Here is a 19790-nt window from a genome sequence, read left to right on the forward strand (position 1 = left end):
CTGGGCAGCGCCTCATCGCGCCTGCCATGATCTATCTTGCGCACAATTCTTGTGCAGTCAAGCGTCATGCCTACAGTTTAGACAGTTCTGCAGATCTTTCAAGTGCAGTGCAGCAAAATGCTGAATCCCACAATCCCGGGAATCCCCCTTTTTTTGCGGGCCTGCCGTGCTAGAGGCATGCCGGCAATCACCTCACTCCCGACTCTTCCCTTTAGCAGTTGAATATTTGAGTCCTATGGCGAAATCACAGCGCACCGCAGTCGTTCTCGTCGCGGCCGGACGTGGCCTGCGCGCAGGCGCCGGTGGCCCCAAGCAATATCGAGAGATCGGCGGCGTGCCCGTGATCTACCGCGCCATGGAAGCGTTCAGCACCCATCCCGAAGTATCAGCCGTGCAGCCGGTGGTGAACCCTGATGACAGCGCCATGTTCACGGCGGCGGTCGCAGGCCTCAAGCACGAGGCACCGGCCAATGGCGGCGCGACGCGCCAGGCTTCGGTGCTGGCGGGTCTCGAAGCGCTGGCGCAGCACAAGCCCGACATCGTCCTGATTCATGACGCCGCCCGCCCGTTCGTCTCGGCTGGCGTGATCTCGCGCGCGATCGAGGCGGCCAGCCGCACCGGCGCGGCCATCCCCGTCGTCCCCGTCACCGATACCATCAAGGTCACGAGCGCTGACGGCGATGTCGAGGACACGCCGGACCGCGCGCGTTTGCGAGTAGCGCAGACGCCGCAATCCTTTCGTTTCGATGTCATCCTCGAGGCGCATCGTCGCGCTGCCAAGGACGGACGATCTGATTTCACCGATGATGCCGCGATCGCCGAATGGGCGGGATTGACGGTGGCGACCTTTGAAGGCGATGTTGCCAATATGAAGCTCACCACTCCTGAGGATTTCGTGCGCGAGGAAGCGCGCCTGACCAGCCTCCTCGGTGATATCAGGACCGGCACCGGCTACGACGTGCACGCCTTCGGCGAAGGCGACCATGTCATGCTCTGCGGCGTGCGCGTGCCGCACACGAAAGGCTTTCTGGCTCATTCCGACGGTGACGTCGGCCTGCATGCCCTGGTCGATGCGATTCTCGGCGCGCTCGCCGACGGCGACATTGGTTCGCACTTCCCGCCGAGCGATGCGAAGTGGAAGGGCGCCTCCTCCGACCAGTTCCTGAAATACGCCGTCGAGCGCGTCACCGCGCGCGGCGGCCGTATCGCCAATCTCGAGGTCACCATGATCTGCGAGCGACCGAAGATCGGCCCGCTGCGTGACGTCATGCGCGCGCGCATCGCCGAGATCTCAGGCGTCGACATCTCCCGCGTCGCGGTGAAGGCAACCACCAGCGAGCGGCTCGGCTTCACCGGCCGCGAGGAAGGCATCGCGGCCACCGCCAGCGCCACCGTCCGCCTGCCCTGGAGCGCGTAGGATCATGGGAGGCAGCGACGCACGCGCCCTCTCCCGCTCGCTGCTCGATTTGTGCCGGATGCGCAAGCTGACGATCGCGACCGCCGAGTCCTGCACCGGCGGCCTCGTCGCCGGCGCACTCACCGACATCCCCGGCTCGTCCGACGTCATTGACCGCGGCTTCGTCACCTATTCCAACGACGCCAAGCGCGCGATGCTGGGCGTCGAGGCCAGCACGCTTGCCAATTTCGGCGCGGTCAGCAGGGAGACCGCGACCGCAATGGCAGTCGGTGCGCTTGAACGCGCGGGCGTCGATCTTGCCGTTGCCATCACCGGCATCGCGGGCCCCGGCGGCGCCACGCCGGGCAAGCCGGTCGGCCTCGTGCATTTCGCCGCTGCCGCGCGCGACGGCCGCATCATCCATCGCGAGCAGCGCTTCGGCGCGATCGGCCGCACCGCGGTGCGCCAGCGTTCGGTGGTCGAAGCGCTCCGCATGCTGATGGAACTCGCCCGTGGCCCGCAAGTCGCGGCCAAGCCGCAACGCGCCGCCGCGAGCCGCCTGCGTCCCCGCGTGACGCGCACGCCGCGCCGGCATGCGGCAAAGCGCAGGCCTCCACGATCACCGAGGGGATAGCAAGTCCCGCAGACCGGATGAAGCGCAGCGCAATCCGGGACTTCTATGTTCGCGGAGGGAATCCCGGATTGCGCTGCGCTCCATCCGGGCTACAAGCAAACTACGACGACGCCAGCTTCGGCCGGCCATAGATCGCATCCGCCCTTTTTTCGAATGCGGTTGAAAACCGCGCAAACGCGGCGTCAAACATCGAGCCCATCAGCATTGCCAGCATGCGACTCTTGAATTCATAGGCGAGGAAGAAGCCGACGTCGCAGAATTCATTGCCGTCCTGCTGGCCCTTCGGCTCGAAGGTCCAGCGGTTTTCGAGATTACTGAACGGGCCTTGCAGATATTCGACCAGGATTTTCAGATTGGCGCGGTCGAGCGTCACGCGGCTGGTGAAGGATTCCCTGACCAGCTTGAACGACACCGTCATGTCGGCGACCAGCACCTCGGTGCCGTCAGGCTTGGCCATGCGCTGGCGGATCTTCAGTGCGCTGCACAGGGGCACGAATTCCGGGTAACGCTCGACGTCGGCGACCAGATCAAACATCTCGGATGCGCTGTGACTGACACGGCGCTTGCTCGAAAATCGGGGCATATCGGTTCAGCGCGCGGCCGCAGCCCGCGCGGCCTTCAGTCTCGCAAAGTCCTCGCCGGCGTGATGCGACGAGCGGGTCAGCGGGCTCGCCGACACCATCAGGAAGCCCTTGGTATAGGCAACCTTTTCGTAAGAGCTGAACTCGTCGGGCGGCACGTAGCGCATCACGGCGTGATGCTTGCGGGTCGGCTGGAGATATTGCCCGATGGTCAGGAAATCGACGTCGGCCGAGCGCAGATCGTCCATCACCTGCTGCACCTCGTGGCGCTCCTCGCCGAGGCCGACCATGATGCCGGACTTGGTGAAGATGGCGGGATCGAGCTCCTTGACCCGCTGCAGCAGCCGGATCGAGTGGAAATAGCGCGCACCCGGTCGCACCGTGAGATAGCGCGACGGCACGGTCTCGAGATTGTGGTTGAAGACGTCGGGCCGCGCGGCCACGACGACTTCTAGCGCCCCCTCCTTGCGCAGGAAGTCCGGCGTCAGGATCTCGATCGTCGTCGAGGGACAGGCAGCGCGGATTGCGCGGATGGTCTGGGCAAAGTGCTCGGCGCCGCCGTCGGCGATATCGTCGCGGTCGACGGAGGTGATGACCACGTGGGCGAGACCCAGCTTGGCGACAGCCTCGGCGACGTTCTGCGGCTCGGCCGCATCCAGCGCGTTGGGCAGGCCGGTCTTGACGTTGCAGAAGGCGCAGGCTCGGGTGCAGGTGTCACCCATGATCATGAAGGTCGCGTGCTTCTTGTCCCAGCACTCGCCGATGTTCGGGCAGCCCGCCTCCTCGCACACCGTGTGCAGGCCGTTGGCGCGCACGATATTGCGGGTGTCGGCATAGCCGCGGGTGTTGGGCGCGCGCACGCGGATCCAGTCCGGCTTCGGCGGCGAAGCGGAATCGGGACGATTCACCTTCTCGGGGTGGCGCGGGCGCAGCGGGTTCGTGATGGTATCGACAATAACGACCATGATCTGTCCGGTCTGTTCAGGTCCTACCTAGTCGGTCTGGCTGCTTGCCGCAACCCGGCTCGCGCCGCTTCAGGGAACATGGCAGATATGGGCAATATCCTGCTCAGTTCTCAGGCGATTCTCACCTCGAATGGCTCCAGTCTCGAAGTCTTCCACACCCCGGCTCGGCAAGGCCCTGAAGCGCAGCTTTTTCGACCGCGACGTCCGCGAGGTCGCGTCCGACCTGATCGGGGCGACCATGCTGGTCGACGGCGTCGGCGGGATCATCGTCGAGGTCGAGGCCTATCATCATACCGAGCCGGCGGCACATTCCTACAATGGCCCGACCCCGCGGAACCAGATCATGTTCGGTCCGCCAGGCTTTGCCTATGTCTACCGCTCCTACGGCATCCACTGGTGCGTCAACTTCGTCTGCGAGGCGGAAGGCTCGGCTTCCGCCGTGCTGATCCGCGCGCTGGAGCCGACGCATGGTTTGGCTGCGATGCGTCGCCGCCGCCATCTCCAGGAGGTGCACGCGCTGTGCTCGGGCCCAGGCAAACTGACCGAGGCCCTCGGCATCACCATCGCGCACAACGCCCTGCCCCTGGACCGGCCGCCGATCGCGCTGCATGCACGGACGGAGGATGTCCAGGTCGCAACCGGCATCCGGATCGGCATCACCAAAGCTGTCGATCTGCCCTGGCGCTATGGTGTCAGGGGCTCGAAATTCCTCAGCAAGCCGTTCCCGAAGTGATCGTCGTCATTCCGGGGCGGCTCGAAGAGCCGAACCCGGAATCTCCAGATTCCCCGGTGCGCAATTGCGCACCTGAGGTCTGGTCCTTCGGACCATCCCGGAATGACGGGCGTCTTAAGACGCCTGCTTCAGCCGCTCCAGCGCCTCGAGCAGCTTGGCCTTGCGGGCCAGCGCCGCCTCGCGCTTTTCGCGCTCTTCCTCGACGACCTCCTCGGCCGCGTTGGCAACGAATTTTTCGTTGGCGAGCTTGGACTCGGCACGCTTGATGTCGGCGTCGGCCTTGCCGATTTCCTTGTCGAGACGGGTCCGTTCGGCGGCGAAATCGACCACGCCCTTCAGCGGCAGCGCCGCCACTTCGCCGCGCACCAGCAACTGAACCGCGCCGTCAGGCGCGCGATCGGCGAAGGAGATGTCAGACAGCCGCGCCATACGCTTGATGACGTCGGTCCAGCGCGGCGCGCGTTCCCTGGTCTCGGCCGAGGCGCCCGCGAGCACCAGGGCAGTGAGCGTCGCCGGTGCGATGTTCATCTCGGCGCGGACCGAGCGGATCTGCGTGATCAGGTCGATGACCCAGCCGATCTCCGCTTCCGCCTTGGGATCGGTGAAGTCGGCATGGTCGAAGATCGGCATCACGAATGCCGGCGAGACCAGTGGATCGGTGGGACCTGCCGCCGCCGCCAGAATCGCCAATTGCTCCGGCGAGGGAGCGGCTGGCTTCAGCGGCCACTCCGCCAGCGCCAGCAGGCCGTCGCGCTTGGCCGTCACCTCCCACAGTTCTTCGGTGATGAAGGGCATGAAGGGGTGCAGCAGCTTCAGAATCTCGTCGCGCGCCCAGGCGACCATGGCGCGGGTCTCATTCTTGGCCGGGCTATCGGGACCGAGCAGCACGGGTTTTGCGAGCTCGACATACCAGTCGCAATAGACGTTCCAGACGAAGCGGTAGATGCTGCCTGCGGCGTCGTTGAAGCGATAGGCTTCAATGGCCTCGGTCACCTCGCGTGTGGTGTGCGCGGTTTCATGCGCGATCCAGCGATTCAGCGTTTCCTTGGCCTTGGCCGGCTCGAACCCTTCGGGCACGGCGCAATGGTTCATCTCGGCGAAGCGCGAGGCGTTCCAGAGCTTGGTCGCGAAATTGCGATAGCCCTCCACGCGGCTGGTGGCGAGCTTGATGTCGCGCCCTTGCGCGGCCATCGCAGCCAGCGTGAAGCGCAGCGCATCGGCGCCATATTCGTCGATCAGGTTGAGCGGATCGATGACATTGCCCTTCGACTTCGACATCTTGGCGCCCTTCTCGTCGCGGACGAGCGCGTGGATGTAGATCGTCGAGAACGGGATCTCCTTCATGAAGTGAAGGCCCATCATCATCATCCGGGCGACCCAGAAGAAGATGATGTCGAAGCCGGTCACCAGCGCGTTGGTCGGGTAGTAGCGCTGAACTTCGGGCGCGTCCTCGGGCCAGCCGAGCGTCGAGAACGGCCACAGCGCCGAGGAGAACCAGGTATCGAGCACGTCCTCATCGCGCGTGATGAAGCCCTCGCGCTTGTTGCGGTCGAGCGCCATCTCGCGGCCCTGCTCGGCCGTGATCACCTCCTGCTCGACGTAATAGCCGAGCGCGTGGCTGACCGCCTCCTCCTCGGTCTCCGCGACGAACACCTTGCCGTCGGGGCCGTACCAGGCCGGGATCTGATGGCCCCACCAGAGCTGGCGCGAGATGCACCAGGGCTGGATGTTCTCCATCCACTCGTAATAGGTCTTTTCCCAATTCTTCGGCACGAAGGTCGTCTCGCCCGACCGCACCGCCGCGATTGCGGGTTTTGCCAGCGTCTTGGCGTCGACATACCATTGGTCGGTGAGATAAGGCTCGATCACGCTGCCCGACCGATCGCCGTGCGGGACCATGTGGGTGTGAGGCTCGATGCGTTCGACAAAGCCGAACGATTCCAGCCGCTCGACGATGCGCTTGCGCGCCACGAAGCGGTCGACCTTGTTGAACTCCTCGGCGAATTGCGTGGCGCCTTCCGGCAGGCCCTTCAGATAATCCTCGTTGTCGACGAGGTCGAGACAGCCTTCCTTGTCCAGCACGCTGATGCGGCGCAGGCCGTGGCGATTGCCGACCTCGAAATCGTTGAAGTCGTGCGCCGGCGTCACCTTCACGGCGCCCGAGCCCTTTTCCGGATCGGAATATTCGTCGGCGACGATCTTGATCTTGCGACCGACCAGCGGCAGGACCACGTTCCTGCCGATCAGCTTCTGATAGCGCTCGTCCTCGGGATGCACGGCCACGCCGGTGTCGCCGAGCATGGTCTCGGGCCGCGTCGTGGCAACCACGATGAAGGTCGAGCGATCCTCCGGGTCGAAGGTCTTGCCCTCGATCGGATAGCGCAGATACCAGAGGTGACCCTTCACCTCGGTCTGCTGCACTTCGAGATCGGAGATCGCCGTGAGCAGTTTGGTGTCCCAGTTCACCAGCCGCTTGTCCTTGTAGATCAGTCCTTCGCGGTGCAGCTCCACGAACACCTTGATGACGGCCTTGGACAGGCCCTCGTCCATGGTGAAGCGCTCACGCGACCAGTCGCAGGAGGCGCCGAGGCGCTTGAGCTGGTTGATGATGGTGTCGCCGCTCTCGGCCTTCCACTGCCAGACCCGCTCCAGAAACTTCTCGCGACCCATCTCGCGGCGACCGGGCTGCTGGCGCTCCATCAGCTGGCGCTCGACCACCATCTGGGTGGCGATGCCGGCATGGTCGGTGCCGGGCTGCCACAGCACGTCGCGACCGCGCATGCGCTCGAACCGGCACAGAATGTCCTGGAGCGTGTTGTTGAGGGCGTGGCCCATGTGCAGCGAGCCCGTCACGTTCGGTGGCGGGATCACGATGGTAAAGGGCACTGCGTCGCGGCGGTCGGGACGGCCGGCCTTGAAGGCAAGGCTATCCTCCCACACCACGGACATGCGGGCTTCGATATCGGCGGGCTGGTAATTTTTCTCGATCATGGGGCTGCTAGAAAGCCGCGCGCGGGGCTCAAGTCAACGGAAAGCTCAGCGGCAAAAGGGCTTTCCGGCCCGTTCGGAAGCCCTGATATAGCGCTCAAGCGGGGCTTAATCAGGGCTTGGCTTGGAAGAGCTTGGCCTGGATGAGCCTGGCTTGATGAGCCTGGCTTGGCCCTCAGCGGCCGCCGCGCGAGACCCGCTCGATTTCAGCCTTGACGATGCGCTCGACCAGGCCCGGCAGATTGTCGTCGAGCCAGGACTTCAGCATCGGACGCAGCATCTCCTTGACCAGATCCTCCAGCGTCCGCGCATTGCTGCTGAGCACCGTGTGGGCCAGCGAGTTGAAGGCGGATTCGACCGCCGAGACGGTCGACTGGGCCAGGATCGGCTGCTGCGGCGGCAGCGGCGGCGCGTCATAATCGACCGGCGCGTAGGACGGCGGAGGCGTCGGACGCGACGGCGGCGCCTCGGCGAATTCGAGATCGTCGCGCGGCTCGACCTTGCGGAAGCTTGGCGGCGGCGGCGCCGGTATCGGCGCGGGATCCATCGCCATGTCGTCGGTCAGCTCGAGCACGTCGGGCTCGGGCTCCGGTTCGGGCTCGGGTTCAGGAGCCCGCACTTCGGGCGCAGCCGTGGCCTCGTCGAGCCCTGCCAGCAGTGCGTCGATATCGTCCTGGCTGTTGGGCCCGGCATCGGCGGCGGGCGCAGGCGGCGGAGGTGGCGCGGGCTTGGCAGCCGGCGGCGGCGCGGGCTTTTCGGCAGCAGGCTTTGCAGGAGCGATCTTGGATGGAGGAATGTCAGCCATCGGCTTTGCTGCAGGCGCAGGTGCAGGCTTTGCAGCCTCTGCGGGCGGCGGCTTCGCCTCGTCATCGGCAATGATGCGCCGGATCGAGGCCAGAATCTCCTCCATGGAGGGTTCTGTGACCTTTGCAGGCTGCGTCATCTCCGACTCCACATCATCAACGCCCTCGCATGCGTTGTTTTACACCAAGCACGACGGCATTGGCCGGTTCCGGATGCGTCGTCCGACATTTTCGTCGCGACAGCCAGACTTGTCCCCAGATCACGACTCAACATGAGGCGGCGCGCCCCTGCCCCGTCACTCAAGCGCCACGCACGCAACATCGGATGCGGGCCGAATCGATCGGCAGCATCTTGGCAAGGCTATGTCAGGGATTTTGACGATTGCAAGCAAGGCACCGGTCGGTCCCGGCAGTTTGCGAGGCCGACCGGAGAACTACGGCAATCAGCGTCCGTCAGGCGTGCGCACGCCCACCCAGCTGTCGCGGACCTGCTGGTAGTGCACGCTCGGATCGTAGACGGTGGTGTTGAGGCCGAGCACCTGCGGTGCAAGGCGGCCAACGGCGGCGAGCACGTTGTAGGATGCGACGACCCGATCGTGCTGTGCGGTGACCAGCGCGACGCGCGCATTGACCAGCGCCTGCTGGGCGTTGAGGACGTCGAGGGTGGTGCGCTGACCGGCCTTGGCTTCCTCGCGCACACCGTTCAGCGCGATCTCGGACGCGGTGACCTGCGCCTGCGCGGACTGCACCTGCGCCTTGCCGGCCTGCAAAGTCCCCCAGAACTGCACCACGTTGGCGCGAACAGTGTCGCGAGTCTTCTCGAGGTTCAGACGTTGCTGCGCCAGGTTTTCCTTCGATTGGCGGATCAGCGAATATTCTGCGCCGCCCTGAAAGATCGGCACGGAGGCCGTCGCGATGGCTGACGCGGTACTCGTTCGGAAGACCGTCAGCTGCTGCTGGTAGGCCGTGCTGGCAGTCGCCGCGACCGTAACAGTCGGCAGCAACGCGCCTTCGTTGATCTTGACCTGGAGATAGTTGACGTCGATGCCGTACATCGCAGCCGTGACGTCGGGATGTTGGATCAGGCTGAGTTCGACGGCCGAGGCGAGCGTTGGCGGCAGGAACCGGTCGACCGGGGAGCCCGGCGCCAGATTCGTCGGCTCGTTGCCGATGATCCGGCGGAAATTCGCGCGCGTCGTCGTGAGCGTTGATTCCGCGGTCAGCGCTTGAGTCCTGCCGGCAGCCAGCTGCGCTTCGGACTGCGCGACGTCGGTGCGTGTCACTTCGCCCACGTTGAAGCGATCACGCGTCTGCTTCAGCGTCTGTTCGAGCACGCGCACGTTGCTGCGCTGGACTTCCAATGTCGCGGAGTCGCGCAGATAGTCCATATAGATCGTAGCTGCACTCAGAAGCACGGATTGGTCCATGCTGCGCAGTGCTTCGCGCGTACCGGAGACCTGGCTCTCCGCCGCGCGCGTCTTGTTGGCGGTCTGGTTGCCATTGTAGAGCGTCTGGCTGACGCTCACGCTGGCGGCGTTGGGCTGAAGCGGCGGGTCGCTATGGATCGCGAGGCCTTTCTGGGTCGGCTGGACGTCCTGGTATTGATAACCGCTGCTGAGGCTCAGATTGACTTTGGGGCGATAGCCCGACAGGGCCTGAGGCACGCCTTCGTCGGTCGAGCGCACCTGCGCACGCTGTGCGTTGAGCTGCGGATTGTTCTGATAGGCGCGCACGAGCGCAGCCTCGATCGTATCCGCCAATGCAGGCACCGGCCCGGCAAGCGCCATCAGCAGGACCGAAACCGCTGCTCCGGTGAAAAGCTTCACCCCATGCATCCCTGAAATTCCGTTCATTCTCACGCCAGGCTCGTGCCCGCGAGCCTGGTTACCGTATCCAAGTGGAGTCGTTGCCCCGCCGCAACATAAGACGCGGTCAAGCGCGACGGAACCACCTCCCGGTGGTTCTCAGTGGAAACTCTTCACGTGCAGCATCCCGGCCACACTTCTGATTCAGAACGGGATTTTAACGGGGTTTCAGTCGTCAGAAGACGAAGGCGGGGGCCCGTTCCAGGCCGGGCAGCACCGGGGCAGCCGCGTCGAACAGCGGCCGGTAGCCGAACTCGCCGTGCGAGCGGGTCACGATCATGGCCCGAGAGGGCCTGGATTCGGCCGAGACCCCCACCAGGCGTCCGCCTTCTTTGAGCTGGCCAAACAGGCCGTCCGGCGTCACCTCGGTGGCGCCGTTGAGGACGATCACGTCATAGGGCGCGCCGGCCGGGTCGCCCTCGGTGCAGGCGGCAGCCTTGCAGGTCACATTGGTGAGCCCGAGCGCGGCGAAGGCGTCCTTGGCTTTGGCCACAAGAGCCGAATCGCCTTCCGTGGCCGTAACCTGGCGCGCGAGCTTCGCGGTCAGCGCCGCGAGATAGCCGGTCGCGCAGCCGACCACCAGTACGCTGTCGCCCTCGCCGATCTCGGCGGCCTGGAGCAGCTTGCCGGTGAGCTGCGGCTTGATCAGGAAACGCTTGGCGCCGCTCTCGCTGACATCGAGATCGAGGTCGAGATAGGCCAGAGCCTGCCGGCCCGCCGGCACGAAGGCCTCGCGGGGAACCGTGAGCATGGCATCGAGAATGCGGCGATCGGTGACGTCATTGGTGCGCACCTGGCCATCGACCATTTTTTGGCGCGCGGTCGAGAAACCGGACATTTGCGGACCCTGCAAGGCGGACGATGCCGCGAAAGATGAATTTGGCGGCATCTTTGGAACAGGCTCCGCGAAAACGCAACACGTCCGTTGGCCGGTCAGCCAGCGGCTGCGCAACGTCAGCGCATAGAGGTGCGAAAGCTTATTCGATCGCGACCGCCAGACGGCCAATCAGGGCCGCCACTTCGTCCAGCCGCGCCGAATCGGGGGTCTCGACCGCGCGAGCGAGACAGGCAAGGCACTGATCGTCGCTCAATTCAGGGATATCAGCCGGCAGAATCGAGGGGGCCTGGTCGGCACGGTCGATCTGGATGTCGGGCATGGGAATCAGCTCCGTAAGAGTCCGGCCCAACGAAGCTCGATGTGAATTAAGTCGATTTGGTGCCGTCAGCGTTACGGTGTGCGTCTCGACGTACACATCCGCTTGAACACGATTCTGCGGGGCCTGGCCGTGCGACGGGGTTGATAGACCAATCGAGCATGATCGCGCACCACATCAATATGCGCTTGCAAATTATTGAAAGTAAGGCGGAATTTGGCTCCCCGGGCTGGATTCGAACCAGCGACCATCCGATTAACAGTCGGATGCTCTACCGCTGAGCTACCGAGGAAAAGGGCGAACCGTACGTTCGCGCGCGCTGCGTATAACAAAGCCGATTGCGCTTGCAAAGGACGAATTCGTCATCATCCGCAAAGCATCGAGGTAGGGCTGATCGAGCCCTCCCCGCGGGCTTGTTAGGCCTCGGTCAGGCCGAGTTACTCGGCGACGAACGAGGTGGTCTTGGTGCCGGGGTCGTAGCGCAACCGCAGAGCCGTAAACTTGCAGAGGTTGACGTTCTTCCACAGCACAGACTCGTCATAGTTCTGCCAGTCGACGCGGATGTTCCAGACGCACCCCTCATCGTCATCGTCGAACTCGACATAGGTGCTCGTGCTCGCCTGGTTCCGCAAAACCTTGTCAAGTTCGTTGTCCCACTCGTCCAGGCCATCGTCAGGGGCATTGATGCCGAGGAATTTGATGGCGTAGCCGGTCTCGTTGACGACGGTGACGTTGCGGGCATCGGCGGCGAAGGCTGCCGTGGCAGCGACAGACAGGCCGACGGCGATCAGCCCGGAGAGAAAATACTTCATTTGAAATCCCCGATCGAAACAGGCCTCAGCGCCTGACGTCGATCGGCGCAGGCGCCGCGGCAACAAATGGCGTTGCCTCGAGACATTCGTCCGGAGCGCAGTCGAAAGGCTCAACACGCAATCGAACCGCGCTCCGGAGCCGTGCACGACGCGAGACGCGCACGGGACGTTCTTATCGTTCCGACTTCTCAGCAGCAATGAACCGGCATTCATAGATCGGCCGAGTTTGTTTTCTCCGGCGCAGGCACCGCCGGCGTACCCGCCGCACCATTGGCCTTGCCGGTCACGGCGCCGACCAGCGCCTTCACGGGATCATCGCCGGGCGCAAAGCCGCTCTGGCGCAGGATCTCGTCGATCATCGGTCGCAGCGCATGCACCTTGAGCAGCTCGCCGGCGAGCCCCTCGCCGAAGCCGACGCCGCCGCCCACAGCCCCGCTGCCATTGCCACCGAACGCGCCGCCGGTGTGCAGGATGCGGACGTCCTTGAGGTTGGCGATCGGCCTGACCATCTCCGCCAACGCCGAGGGCATCGTCTCGATCCGCTTCTTGGCGATCTCGAAATCGATGACGTTGCTGCCGAGCTTGTTCTGCGCCTCGTTCTTCATGGTGATGACGGCAGCCTCGGCCTCGCCGATGTTGCGCACGCCAACCGCCTTGATCTTGTTGGATTCAGCTTCGGCGGTCGCCAGCGTCTTGACGGCCTCGGCGCGGTCGAGCGAGGCCCTCTTCTCGGCTTCAGCCGCGACGATCAGCTCGGTCGATTTGCGCTCGGCCTCGGTGCGTGCGGCAAGCACCTGGGTCAAACGGGCACGGTCTGCGACCTCGACGGCGCGCGCGGTGACCACCTTTTCCTCGGCGGAAACGGCAAGCGCTTCGGCCGTCTTGGCCTCGGCCACGGCTTCCGAGGTCTGCTTGCTCTTGGCCGCGATCTGGATCTCGTTCTCCTGGGTGGCGATCTGGATCTCGCGCTGCGCGTCGGTCTTGCGCTTGTTGATCGCAAGATCCGACTCGATGACTGCGGTCTCCTTGATTTGTTTCGCGCCCGCTTCCTTCTCGGCGACCGCCCGATCGGTGTCGATGCGGGCGTTCTCCTCCGTCAGGCGCGCGGTCTGGGTTGCGGTTGCGACCTCGGCGCGCGTGCTCGCAGTCTTGTTGGCGATGTCGCGCTCCTGCGACAGCTCGGCCTCCTTCTTGGTCCGCTCGATCCCCAGCGTCTGCTGGCGCGCTTCAAGATCCTTCTGGGCGATCGCGACTTCGTTGTCGCGCACGATGGCGTTGCGGTCACGGCGGCGGGTCTCGGTGATGGTCTTGAGCTGGGTCAGGCCTTCGGCGTCGAAGAAGTTCTCGGGGTTGAAGAACTTGACGTCGGTCTGGTCGAGTTTTGTCAATGACACCGACTCCAATTCGAGGCCGTTGGATTTCACGTCGGACTCGACCGTTGCCTGCACGTGCTTGACGAAGTCGCTGCGCTTTTCCTGCAATTCCAGGATGGTCATGGTCGCCGCCACCGAGCGCAGGCCGTCGACGAATTTCGCCTCGACCTGGTTGCGCAGGGCTTCGGCGTCATTGGTCAGCGCGCCCAAGGTCTGGCTCGCGAGCGCAATGCTCTCGTCGTCGGGGCGAACGCGGACGTAGAATTCGGCGACGATGTCGACGCGCAACCGGTCCTTGGTGATCAGGGACTCCCGCTCCTTGCGCTCGACCGTGAGCCTCAGCGTCTTCAGGTTGACGCTGGCATAGGAATGGAAGATCGGCAGGATCATGGCGCCGCCGTCGAGCACGACCTTCTTGCCGCCGAGGCCGGTGCGCACGAAGGCCTCGTCGCGCGTAGCGCGCTTGTAGAGAATGGTGAAGATGATGCCCAAAACGATGATCAGCGCGACGCCGATCATGGCCGGGACTGCGAAGTCGAACATAACTTTCTCCGCTAATGGACTTGCTGGCTTAGAGTTGCTTTGGTCGGTTTGAGTTCATCGTCGGCCTTCACCGCGACGAAGCGGGTGTCGACACGATCGACCAGGAGGACGAGGGTTCCCTGCGGCAGCGGCGCCGAGTCCGGCGCTGCAACCGCAAGCACGAAGTGGCGGTTGCCGTGGATATCGGCGACGCTGACGCGACCGGGCGGGCCCTGGTCGAGCGGGCCGACGACGACCTCGCCGACGCGGCCGACGAGATCGCCGAGGCCGATAACGTAGCTTTCGTCCTTCGGAATGATCCGGGCGATGCCCCGGCTCGCGCCGCGGACCAGCGGCACCGAGACGGCGACCGCCGCCAGCGAGGCGATTGAAGCCGGCAAGGGCCCGGCCACCATCCGGGCGACGTCCTGGATCAGGAAGCCGGTGATCGAGAAGGCGCCGAGCGCCAGCAGCAGGAAGATCAAGAGCGGTACGCCGCCGACATTGATCCAGGAGATGGCGTTGATCACGCCATTGTCGCTGGGATGGCTGAAATCGATGCTGGTGCCGAGCATCTCGCTCAAGGAGGCCCCGACCAGCATCGTGACCACTTCGAGCGTGCCGACGATGAGGATCATGGCCGCCGCGATCGCGAACGGCCGGACCTCCGGCGCCATGACGTGTTCGAGCAATGCGCTCATGACACGATACTCTTCAGGAGCGCGACTTCAACCGCGCGAGCCTTGCCGCAATCTCCTTGTCGCGATGCAGCGCGCTGAGTTCGTCGATGTCGCTGGAATACGGAATGCCCGCCGGCACGCCGGTGACGCGTGCCACCGCCCTGCCCGCACGCAGCGCCTTCGCCGCCGCGGAGCTGCCGCCGCGCTTACGCGGCGAATGCGAAGCGTCGTGGCTTGCTTCCGCCTCGCTCTTTGCGAGATCGACGCGGCGCTGCTCGGCATCCTGCAGCGCCGAGAGCACGGCACGCAACGAGGTCACGCTACTCTCGATCTTCTCGTTGTTCTCGTCGATGGCGCGGGAGAGCACCTCGAACTGCGCCTCCAGATCCATCTGCCGGGCGATGCCGGCGCGGGCGAGATCGTCGCGGCCGTCCGTGATCGCGCCCTCGATCTTGGCGGCAAGATCGGTCATCTCGCGCTCGATCTCGGTGCGGCGGGCGTTGAGGCGGTATTCCTCGGCGCGGGCAGCGGCCAGTGCATCGCGCGCCTCGCTCTCGGCGCGCTCGATCTCGCGGATGGCCTGGCCCACGACTTTCAGCTTGTTGTTGCCTTCCGCCTGCTCGATCGCGTCATAGGCGATGCCGGCGATCAGACGCCCGACCCGTGACAGGAAATTCTCGGGAGCGGCTGCGATGGTATCCATAGCGTTCTCCTCCTCTGGCAGACTGTTCGGCGTGACGCCGTAGTGAACCTCGAAACCGTCGTCGGTGCGGATCAGGTGCGCGGGCACGCTCTGCCCCCAGCCCTCCGCGTAGCCGGCATAGTCGAAGGGCACGCTGAAGCGCCCCTGCACGGTCGAAATCGAAATGGTGGCCGGACCCTTGATCTTGGCGAGCTTGTCGTCGAGCGGCAGGCGGCGGCCTTGCGACGCGCGGTACTCGGCGCGGTCGCGCAGGCCCAGCGTCACCAGCCGCGATGGCAGCGCGGTCTCTTTGCGGATCGGCTCATAGGCATGGGCGTGCAGCAGGACCACGTTGGAGCCCACATTGTGGGTCCGCGCGACCTCATCCAGGATCTCCATCATGCGGTCATAGGCCTGGAACGTCGCCTCCATCGCGGCCTTGGCGGCCGGGTCAGGGGCAAGCCGGTAGCGAAGCGCCGATGGCGCATTTCGGGGCGACGGGCTCATCGAAAGCACTAAAGCACCATTTTGGTGCTTTACAAGGGGGAAGCTCAATCAATTTCCGCTGATCGTGATGCACTCCTTGGGTTAGTCGCTGTCGCCTGCGGCCGCGTTCAAGGCGGGCCATCACTCCTAAATCACCGCCGATCAAGACTTCTTGCACGCGCGGGTTGCAATTTAAGACGAAATGCGAGGGAGTGATTGGCAACGTTAGCAGCGCGATACCGAGGTGGACGCTCCACTCTCTCCACGTCATTGCGAGGAGCTCTTGCGACGAAGCAATCCAGAATCTTTTCGCGGAGGGATTCTGGATTGCTTCGCTACGCTCGCAATGACGGAGCAACGGGCCTGCACGGTGCTCCGATAACTCGCATCTTACTCGCAGATATGGCTCCGCGTCCTCGCGGCTTGTTTCGCCCGAGCTTCGCTTCATCGCGCGATACGTCCCTCTCACCGGGATGAGGCGATGCATGAATACGCCAAAGCCGAATTCGGTAAAGCGGAATATTTTCGTCGGCGATTGACCCGCTGCTTGGTTGTTTTACCCGACGGGCAACGCAAGGGATGGTGTTTTATGCCGGACTTGGGCCATCAATCCGTCACGGGACTAGCCCCTCAAGCGTCCGCCGGGCGCGGTTCGAGACCGGGAAACCATCGATGGCTGCTCCGCATCAGGCAACCGGCTCTCGTGCTCGAAGCGCCCGGCTGCTCCGGGCGCGCGCAGTCAGGGTCCTCCGCGGGCTGGTGTTGGCATTGCTCGTCTGCGCGGCGTGGTCTACGGCCCAGGCCGAGACTGCCCGGCTAAGGGTCGCGACCCGCATCGTCCCGCCCATGGTCGTCGAGAAGAATGGCGTGCTGGGCGGCTTCAGCATCGAGCTCTGGAACAGCATCGGCAAGCGGCTCAATCGCGAGATCGAATATGTGATGTTGCCCGATGTGAGCGAATTGCTTGACGCTGTGGCAAGTGGACGAGCCGATCTCGCCATCGCGGCGATCTCGATCACGTCGGAGCGCGAGGACAGGTTCGACTTCTCGCAGCCGATCATGAACTCGGGCCTGCAAATCCTGGTGCGCGGCACGGCCGTCAATGTCGAAGCCAATCCGCTGCGCGAGCTGATGCAATTGTTCTTCTCGCGCACCCTGCTGGTCTGGCTCGGCATTGCGCTGCTCCTGATCCTCGTGCCGGCGCATCTGATGTTCCTGGTCGAGCGCACGCATCACAGCGGCATCATTCCAACCAAGAAATATTTTCCGGGGATTTTTCACGCGATGTTCTGGGCGGCGGGCACGCTGGCCACCCAGGCCGATCAGATGCCGCGGCACTGGATCGCCCGGATCGTGGCCGTGCTGTGGATGTTCACGGGGGTGGTGTTCGTCGCGTTCTATACGGCGCAGCTGACGGCGTCGCTGACGGTGCAGCAGATCAAGGGACCGATCAACGGCCAGCAGGATCTTGTCGGCAAAACCGTCGGCACCACGCGCGGCAGCACGGCAAAGGCCTATCTGAGCGAGCTCAAGGCAGAGGTTCGCGAGTTCGAAAAGGTCGATGACCTCTACCGGGCGCTGCTGGACCAGCAGGTCGACGCCGTCGTGTTCGATGCACCCGCCCTGCTCTACTACACGACCCACGACGGCAGCAGACTGGCGCGGACCGTCGGTGACGTCTTTCACAGGGAAGACTACGGCATCGTCTTTCCGACCGGCAGTCCATTGCGCAAGCAGGTCAACGAAGCCCTTCTGGGGCTGCGCGAGAACGACACGTATCAGCGGATCTACGAGGAATGGTTCGGCAAGCACTAGATCATGCGCCGAAGCAGGCTCTTCGTTCGGACTGCGCACCCGCCAAATCAGATGATTGTGGCGCCGGACGCAACTACGTCATGAAGCTCTCGGATATGATTGGGAGCCGTTCCGGACCTGGATCCGATAACAGCCATTCAACAGCTTGTCCGCAGCATATCCACAGGTAGCGCCTGAAGCATTTGTGCTGGAGTCGCAAGGCACTTGCTGCGCACAAACCCACAGGCCAGCGATGTCAGCCGCCGGCCTGGTCGAACACGCTGCGGCAAGCCTCGCTCAGGCTGGAGCGGTTACGACGCAGACAGGCCGTGATGGCCCGGACGTTGGGGATTTCGCCGGCACAGAGCCGGTAGACGTCGGGCGTGCAGGCCCGGCGCTGCTCCGGTGTGCCCTGCTGCGCATTCGCAGCTGATGCAAACAACGTCAGGAACAGGCCGACTGTGGAGGCCCGACGCGCCCGGCTTCTCACACCCGCAAACCGCAAGAACCTCGCCTTCATGACCAGTCTCCTGTCTGCCCTGCCGGACCGGCCCTGTTGGCCGGTGTGGGCAAAGAGGTAGGAGGAATAAATCGAGGGGGATGTGATCTCTTGCACACTGGCGGCCGCCTGGAACTTCCTAGAGGTCGCCGGATTTACCTGGGGGTTCGGGGATCTTCAGAAATCGGTAACCAAACGGACCTCGATCGCCCGATCGTTAAAATCCGAACGATCGGGTCAATCGGCCAACAAACCGGCTTTGCGACAGTGCGCCATCCGCGTTCCGGAGGGTGTGATGAGCGAAGCCGAATTCAATTTGATGCTGGATGCCGTCCGGGACGCCATGATTCACGACACTTTCGCGCCTGCGCCGCTGGAGGACATCGTGCCCCGCCCGTGGAGCTTCGACGCAGTGCTCAAGAAGCCGCTCGAGGCCGCGAATGACAATGAGGGCGCATGGCCCCTGCTGCCCTTTCCGGATGGCTGGTACGCCGCCTCCTGAAAACCTGCTGAAACCTCCTGGCCAAACCTGACGGCAGGCCACGGGTCTGCGATCAATTCTTGACGCTGTCCTTGTCATCCTGCGGCGCCCTGTCGGGCACATCAGGCGGGAAGATGCTGTCATAGATCGCGCGCGCCTCGGCAATAAGGCGAGCCCGCTCAAGCTCGGATTTCGGGATAAACCGGACGATCTCGCCCACGTGTGCTCCAGCGCTCGATTGATACGACTGCATGCCTTCGCAGATGCGAAGTTTATGCCATCGGGCCTGAATCGAGGGTTTCCAGCAAGCCCCGGGCAATTCCGGTGGGCGCGGCTCGTGCAGTTGCTGTCCGCGCCCTTGGCGGACCGAACGGAATCACGATTTAGGCTGAAATATCAGAAGCTTGGTGATGGAGGCCACGACCAGAATTGAACTGGTGTACACGGTTTTGCAGACCGTTGCGTAACCACTCCGCCACGTGGCCCCGTAAGGGCGGACCAATATAGGGGATCAGGGGGTTAAGCAACCCCGGCCGGGCGCTTACGCCTTCGCACCGCGAGGCAATCAACCGCAGAATTGGGATCAGCCCAGGTCAGGACCGTTTGCCGCGGCGGAAGTCGCGCCGGCGGCCTTTGGGTTCCGGCTTTGGCGCCAGTTCAGGCATCTCGGCCTGGACTTCGCGATAACGCGTCAACAGCCGTTCAAAACTGGCGTTCAACGTCGCGGCGATGTCGGGGCGCCGCTCGAGCCCCGCGAGCAGCGTCGCCGCTGCCTCGATGGTCGACAGCCCGTCCTTGCGCGGCTCGCGACGCAGGCGGCCATAGCGCGATGGGTGCTTCGGGTTGAGGATTACGCGCTGGCATTTCAGCATCCAGGGATTGCGCCACCACAGCGCCTTGGCCTGGCTCCAGGTGCCGTCGAGCAGCACCACGCCTTCGAGCTTGCCAAAAATGGCGCGCTGGTTCTCCGCGACCTCGCCCTTGCGGTTGAGCGCGACGATCTCGCCCTCGACGTCGAGGTCGGCGGCGCGCGCCGAACCGAGATAGAGCACAGCCCAGCGCGAGGCGTTCTCGACCGGCCGGCCAAGCGCCTTGGACAGGCTCGGCCAGGACAGGCCGACCTTCACGGTCGCGTCTTCAAAGTGCCTGGCAAGCAGCCGCGCCGTGCCGAGCGCCCTGTCCTGCTCCTGCGGATGCTGCAGGATCAGGAGCGAGAGCTTGTTCTCGATCGGCGTGACAGTGTCGCAGATGCAGAGCGGCATCGGCTTCTGGCAGTGCGGGCATTCGGGGACAGGCTCGGGCGCTGCGGTCGTGGTCTCGGCTGGGTTCGACATGACCGCCG

19 protein-coding genes and 2 tRNA genes are annotated in these 19790 nt (G+C 64.2%); 5 read left to right on the forward strand and 16 right to left on the reverse strand.

The window, feature by feature from the left end; all coding sequences use genetic code 11:
• Window positions 1-235: 235 nt before the first annotated feature.
• Both ACNJX9_RS21965 and ACNJX9_RS21970 read left to right on the forward strand, forming a co-directional pair.
• The gene (locus ACNJX9_RS21965) at window positions 236-1417 is read left to right on the forward strand and encodes a bifunctional 2-C-methyl-D-erythritol 4-phosphate cytidylyltransferase/2-C-methyl-D-erythritol 2,4-cyclodiphosphate synthase (RefSeq protein WP_439404129.1); all 1182 of its coding nucleotides are present in this window, start codon (window positions 236-238) and stop codon (window positions 1415-1417) included.
• A 4-nt stretch (window positions 1418-1421) separates the two neighbouring features.
• Window positions 1422-2030 (forward strand): CinA family protein, encoded by a 609-nt coding sequence (locus tag ACNJX9_RS21970; protein ID WP_439404131.1) that lies wholly within the window; start codon window positions 1422-1424, stop codon window positions 2028-2030.
• 100 nt (window positions 2031-2130) lie between these two features.
• Here ACNJX9_RS21970 and ACNJX9_RS21975 read toward each other — a convergent pair whose 3' ends face one another.
• Both ACNJX9_RS21975 and lipA read right to left on the reverse strand, forming a co-directional pair.
• The gene (locus ACNJX9_RS21975; RefSeq protein ID WP_439404132.1) at window positions 2131-2613 is read right to left on the reverse strand and encodes a type II toxin-antitoxin system RatA family toxin; all 483 of its coding nucleotides are present in this window, start codon (window positions 2611-2613) and stop codon (window positions 2131-2133) included.
• A gap of 6 nt (window positions 2614-2619) precedes the next feature.
• Window positions 2620-3576 (reverse strand): lipoyl synthase, encoded by a 957-nt coding sequence (gene lipA / locus ACNJX9_RS21980; protein WP_439404133.1) that lies wholly within the window; start codon window positions 3574-3576, stop codon window positions 2620-2622.
• A gap of 130 nt (window positions 3577-3706) precedes the next feature.
• Between lipA and ACNJX9_RS21985 the strand changes: the two genes are divergently transcribed.
• A complete protein-coding gene (locus ACNJX9_RS21985) occupies window positions 3707-4309 on the forward strand; it encodes a DNA-3-methyladenine glycosylase (RefSeq protein WP_439404135.1) in 603 nt (200 codons plus the stop codon).
• A 114-nt stretch (window positions 4310-4423) separates the two neighbouring features.
• Here the strand turns inward: ACNJX9_RS21985 and ACNJX9_RS21990 are convergent, their stop codons facing one another.
• The 10 genes from ACNJX9_RS21990 to ACNJX9_RS22035 form a co-directional block, all read right to left on the reverse strand.
• Window positions 4424-7300: a valine--tRNA ligase gene (locus ACNJX9_RS21990; RefSeq protein WP_057754941.1), complete on the reverse strand. Its 2877-nt coding sequence runs from the start codon at window positions 7298-7300 to the stop codon at window positions 4424-4426.
• 172 nt (window positions 7301-7472) lie between these two features.
• Window positions 7473-8240 (reverse strand): PopZ family protein, encoded by a 768-nt coding sequence (locus tag ACNJX9_RS21995; protein ID WP_439404137.1) that lies wholly within the window; start codon window positions 8238-8240, stop codon window positions 7473-7475.
• Between the two features lie 303 nt (window positions 8241-8543).
• Window positions 8544-9935: a TolC family outer membrane protein gene (locus ACNJX9_RS22000; RefSeq protein ID WP_057754938.1), complete on the reverse strand. Its 1392-nt coding sequence runs from the start codon at window positions 9933-9935 to the stop codon at window positions 8544-8546.
• A gap of 205 nt (window positions 9936-10140) precedes the next feature.
• Window positions 10141-10803, reverse strand: a complete 663-nt coding sequence (locus ACNJX9_RS22005) for a protein-L-isoaspartate O-methyltransferase family protein (protein WP_439404139.1) — start codon at window positions 10801-10803, stop codon at window positions 10141-10143.
• A gap of 139 nt (window positions 10804-10942) precedes the next feature.
• Window positions 10943-11122, reverse strand: coding sequence for a hypothetical protein (locus tag ACNJX9_RS22010; RefSeq protein ID WP_057754932.1), 180 nt, complete (start codon window positions 11120-11122; stop codon window positions 10943-10945).
• Window positions 11123-11336: 214 nt separating this feature from the next.
• A tRNA-Asn gene (locus tag ACNJX9_RS22015) sits at window positions 11337-11411 on the reverse strand.
• A 145-nt stretch (window positions 11412-11556) separates the two neighbouring features.
• Window positions 11557-11931 (reverse strand): hypothetical protein, encoded by a 375-nt coding sequence (locus tag ACNJX9_RS22020; protein WP_439404141.1) that lies wholly within the window; start codon window positions 11929-11931, stop codon window positions 11557-11559.
• Between the two features lie 209 nt (window positions 11932-12140).
• The gene (locus tag ACNJX9_RS22025; RefSeq protein ID WP_439404143.1) at window positions 12141-13847 is read right to left on the reverse strand and encodes a flotillin family protein; all 1707 of its coding nucleotides are present in this window, start codon (window positions 13845-13847) and stop codon (window positions 12141-12143) included.
• Window positions 13848-13858: 11 nt separating this feature from the next.
• Window positions 13859-14527 carry an OB-fold-containig protein gene (locus ACNJX9_RS22030; RefSeq protein ID WP_439404145.1) on the reverse strand — a complete coding sequence of 223 codons (669 nt, stop codon included), beginning with the start codon at window positions 14525-14527 and terminating at the stop codon, window positions 13859-13861.
• A gap of 13 nt (window positions 14528-14540) precedes the next feature.
• Window positions 14541-15704 (reverse strand): PspA/IM30 family protein, encoded by a 1164-nt coding sequence (locus ACNJX9_RS22035; protein ID WP_439404146.1) that lies wholly within the window; start codon window positions 15702-15704, stop codon window positions 14541-14543.
• Window positions 15705-16346: 642 nt separating this feature from the next.
• Between ACNJX9_RS22035 and ACNJX9_RS22040 the strand changes: the two genes are divergently transcribed.
• Complete coding sequence (locus ACNJX9_RS22040) at window positions 16347-17489, forward strand: transporter substrate-binding domain-containing protein (protein ID WP_439404148.1); 1143 nt, start codon at window positions 16347-16349, stop codon at window positions 17487-17489.
• Window positions 17490-17724: 235 nt separating this feature from the next.
• On the opposite strand, the gene ACNJX9_RS22045 is transcribed toward ACNJX9_RS22040, so the two are convergent.
• The gene (locus tag ACNJX9_RS22045; protein WP_057756641.1) at window positions 17725-17988 is read right to left on the reverse strand and encodes a hypothetical protein; all 264 of its coding nucleotides are present in this window, start codon (window positions 17986-17988) and stop codon (window positions 17725-17727) included.
• 274 nt (window positions 17989-18262) lie between these two features.
• Here ACNJX9_RS22045 and ACNJX9_RS22050 point away from each other — a divergent pair, with 274 nt between their 5' ends.
• Complete coding sequence (locus ACNJX9_RS22050) at window positions 18263-18469, forward strand: hypothetical protein (RefSeq protein WP_439404150.1); 207 nt, start codon at window positions 18263-18265, stop codon at window positions 18467-18469.
• 52 nt (window positions 18470-18521) lie between these two features.
• Here the strand turns inward: ACNJX9_RS22050 and ACNJX9_RS22055 are convergent, their stop codons facing one another.
• From ACNJX9_RS22055 to ACNJX9_RS22065, 3 genes are all read right to left on the reverse strand, one after another.
• Window positions 18522-18668 carry a hypothetical protein gene (locus tag ACNJX9_RS22055; protein ID WP_167354006.1) on the reverse strand — a complete coding sequence of 49 codons (147 nt, stop codon included), beginning with the start codon at window positions 18666-18668 and terminating at the stop codon, window positions 18522-18524.
• A 191-nt stretch (window positions 18669-18859) separates the two neighbouring features.
• Window positions 18860-18933, reverse strand: a tRNA-Cys gene (locus ACNJX9_RS22060).
• Window positions 18934-19041: 108 nt separating this feature from the next.
• Window positions 19042-19782: a tRNA-uridine aminocarboxypropyltransferase gene (locus ACNJX9_RS22065; protein WP_439404152.1), complete on the reverse strand. Its 741-nt coding sequence runs from the start codon at window positions 19780-19782 to the stop codon at window positions 19042-19044.
• Window positions 19783-19790: the final 8 nt, after the last annotated feature.

The organism is Bradyrhizobium sp. BLXBL-03, from assembly GCF_051853015.1.
Lineage (GTDB): Bacteria > Pseudomonadota > Alphaproteobacteria > Rhizobiales > Xanthobacteraceae > Bradyrhizobium > Bradyrhizobium manausense.

Bases quoted from the DNA above. Each gene is read 5' to 3' on its own strand.
- lipA (WP_439404133.1), bottom strand. From the start codon at position 3,576: ATGGTCGTTATTGTCGATACCATCACGAACCCGCTGCGCCCGCGCCAC.
- ACNJX9_RS21985 (WP_439404135.1), top strand. From the start codon at position 3,707: ATGGCTCCAGTCTCGAAGTCTTCCACACCCCGGCTCGGCAAGGCCCTG.
- ACNJX9_RS21975 (WP_439404132.1), bottom strand. From the start codon at position 2,613: ATGCCCCGATTTTCGAGCAAGCGCCGTGTCAGTCACAGCGCATCCGAG.
- ACNJX9_RS22045 (WP_057756641.1), bottom strand. From the start codon at position 17,988: ATGAAGGCGAGGTTCTTGCGGTTTGCGGGTGTGAGAAGCCGGGCGCGT.
- ACNJX9_RS22005 (WP_439404139.1), bottom strand. From the start codon at position 10,803: ATGTCCGGTTTCTCGACCGCGCGCCAAAAAATGGTCGATGGCCAGGTG.
- ACNJX9_RS22030 (WP_439404145.1), bottom strand. From the start codon at position 14,527: ATGAGCGCATTGCTCGAACACGTCATGGCGCCGGAGGTCCGGCCGTTC.
- ACNJX9_RS21995 (WP_439404137.1), bottom strand. From the start codon at position 8,240: ATGACGCAGCCTGCAAAGGTCACAGAACCCTCCATGGAGGAGATTCTG.
- ACNJX9_RS22010 (WP_057754932.1), bottom strand. From the start codon at position 11,122: ATGCCCGACATCCAGATCGACCGTGCCGACCAGGCCCCCTCGATTCTG.
- ACNJX9_RS22050 (WP_439404150.1), top strand. From the start codon at position 18,263: ATGAGCGAAGCCGAATTCAATTTGATGCTGGATGCCGTCCGGGACGCC.
- ACNJX9_RS21965 (WP_439404129.1), top strand. From the start codon at position 236: ATGGCGAAATCACAGCGCACCGCAGTCGTTCTCGTCGCGGCCGGACGT.
- ACNJX9_RS22065 (WP_439404152.1), bottom strand. From the start codon at position 19,782: ATGTCGAACCCAGCCGAGACCACGACCGCAGCGCCCGAGCCTGTCCCC.
- ACNJX9_RS22040 (WP_439404148.1), top strand. From the start codon at position 16,347: ATGGCTGCTCCGCATCAGGCAACCGGCTCTCGTGCTCGAAGCGCCCGG.
- ACNJX9_RS21990 (WP_057754941.1), bottom strand. From the start codon at position 7,300: ATGATCGAGAAAAATTACCAGCCCGCCGATATCGAAGCCCGCATGTCC.
- ACNJX9_RS21970 (WP_439404131.1), top strand. From the start codon at position 1,422: ATGGGAGGCAGCGACGCACGCGCCCTCTCCCGCTCGCTGCTCGATTTG.
- ACNJX9_RS22025 (WP_439404143.1), bottom strand. From the start codon at position 13,847: ATGTTCGACTTCGCAGTCCCGGCCATGATCGGCGTCGCGCTGATCATC.
- ACNJX9_RS22020 (WP_439404141.1), bottom strand. From the start codon at position 11,931: ATGAAGTATTTTCTCTCCGGGCTGATCGCCGTCGGCCTGTCTGTCGCT.
- ACNJX9_RS22000 (WP_057754938.1), bottom strand. From the start codon at position 9,935: ATGCATGGGGTGAAGCTTTTCACCGGAGCAGCGGTTTCGGTCCTGCTG.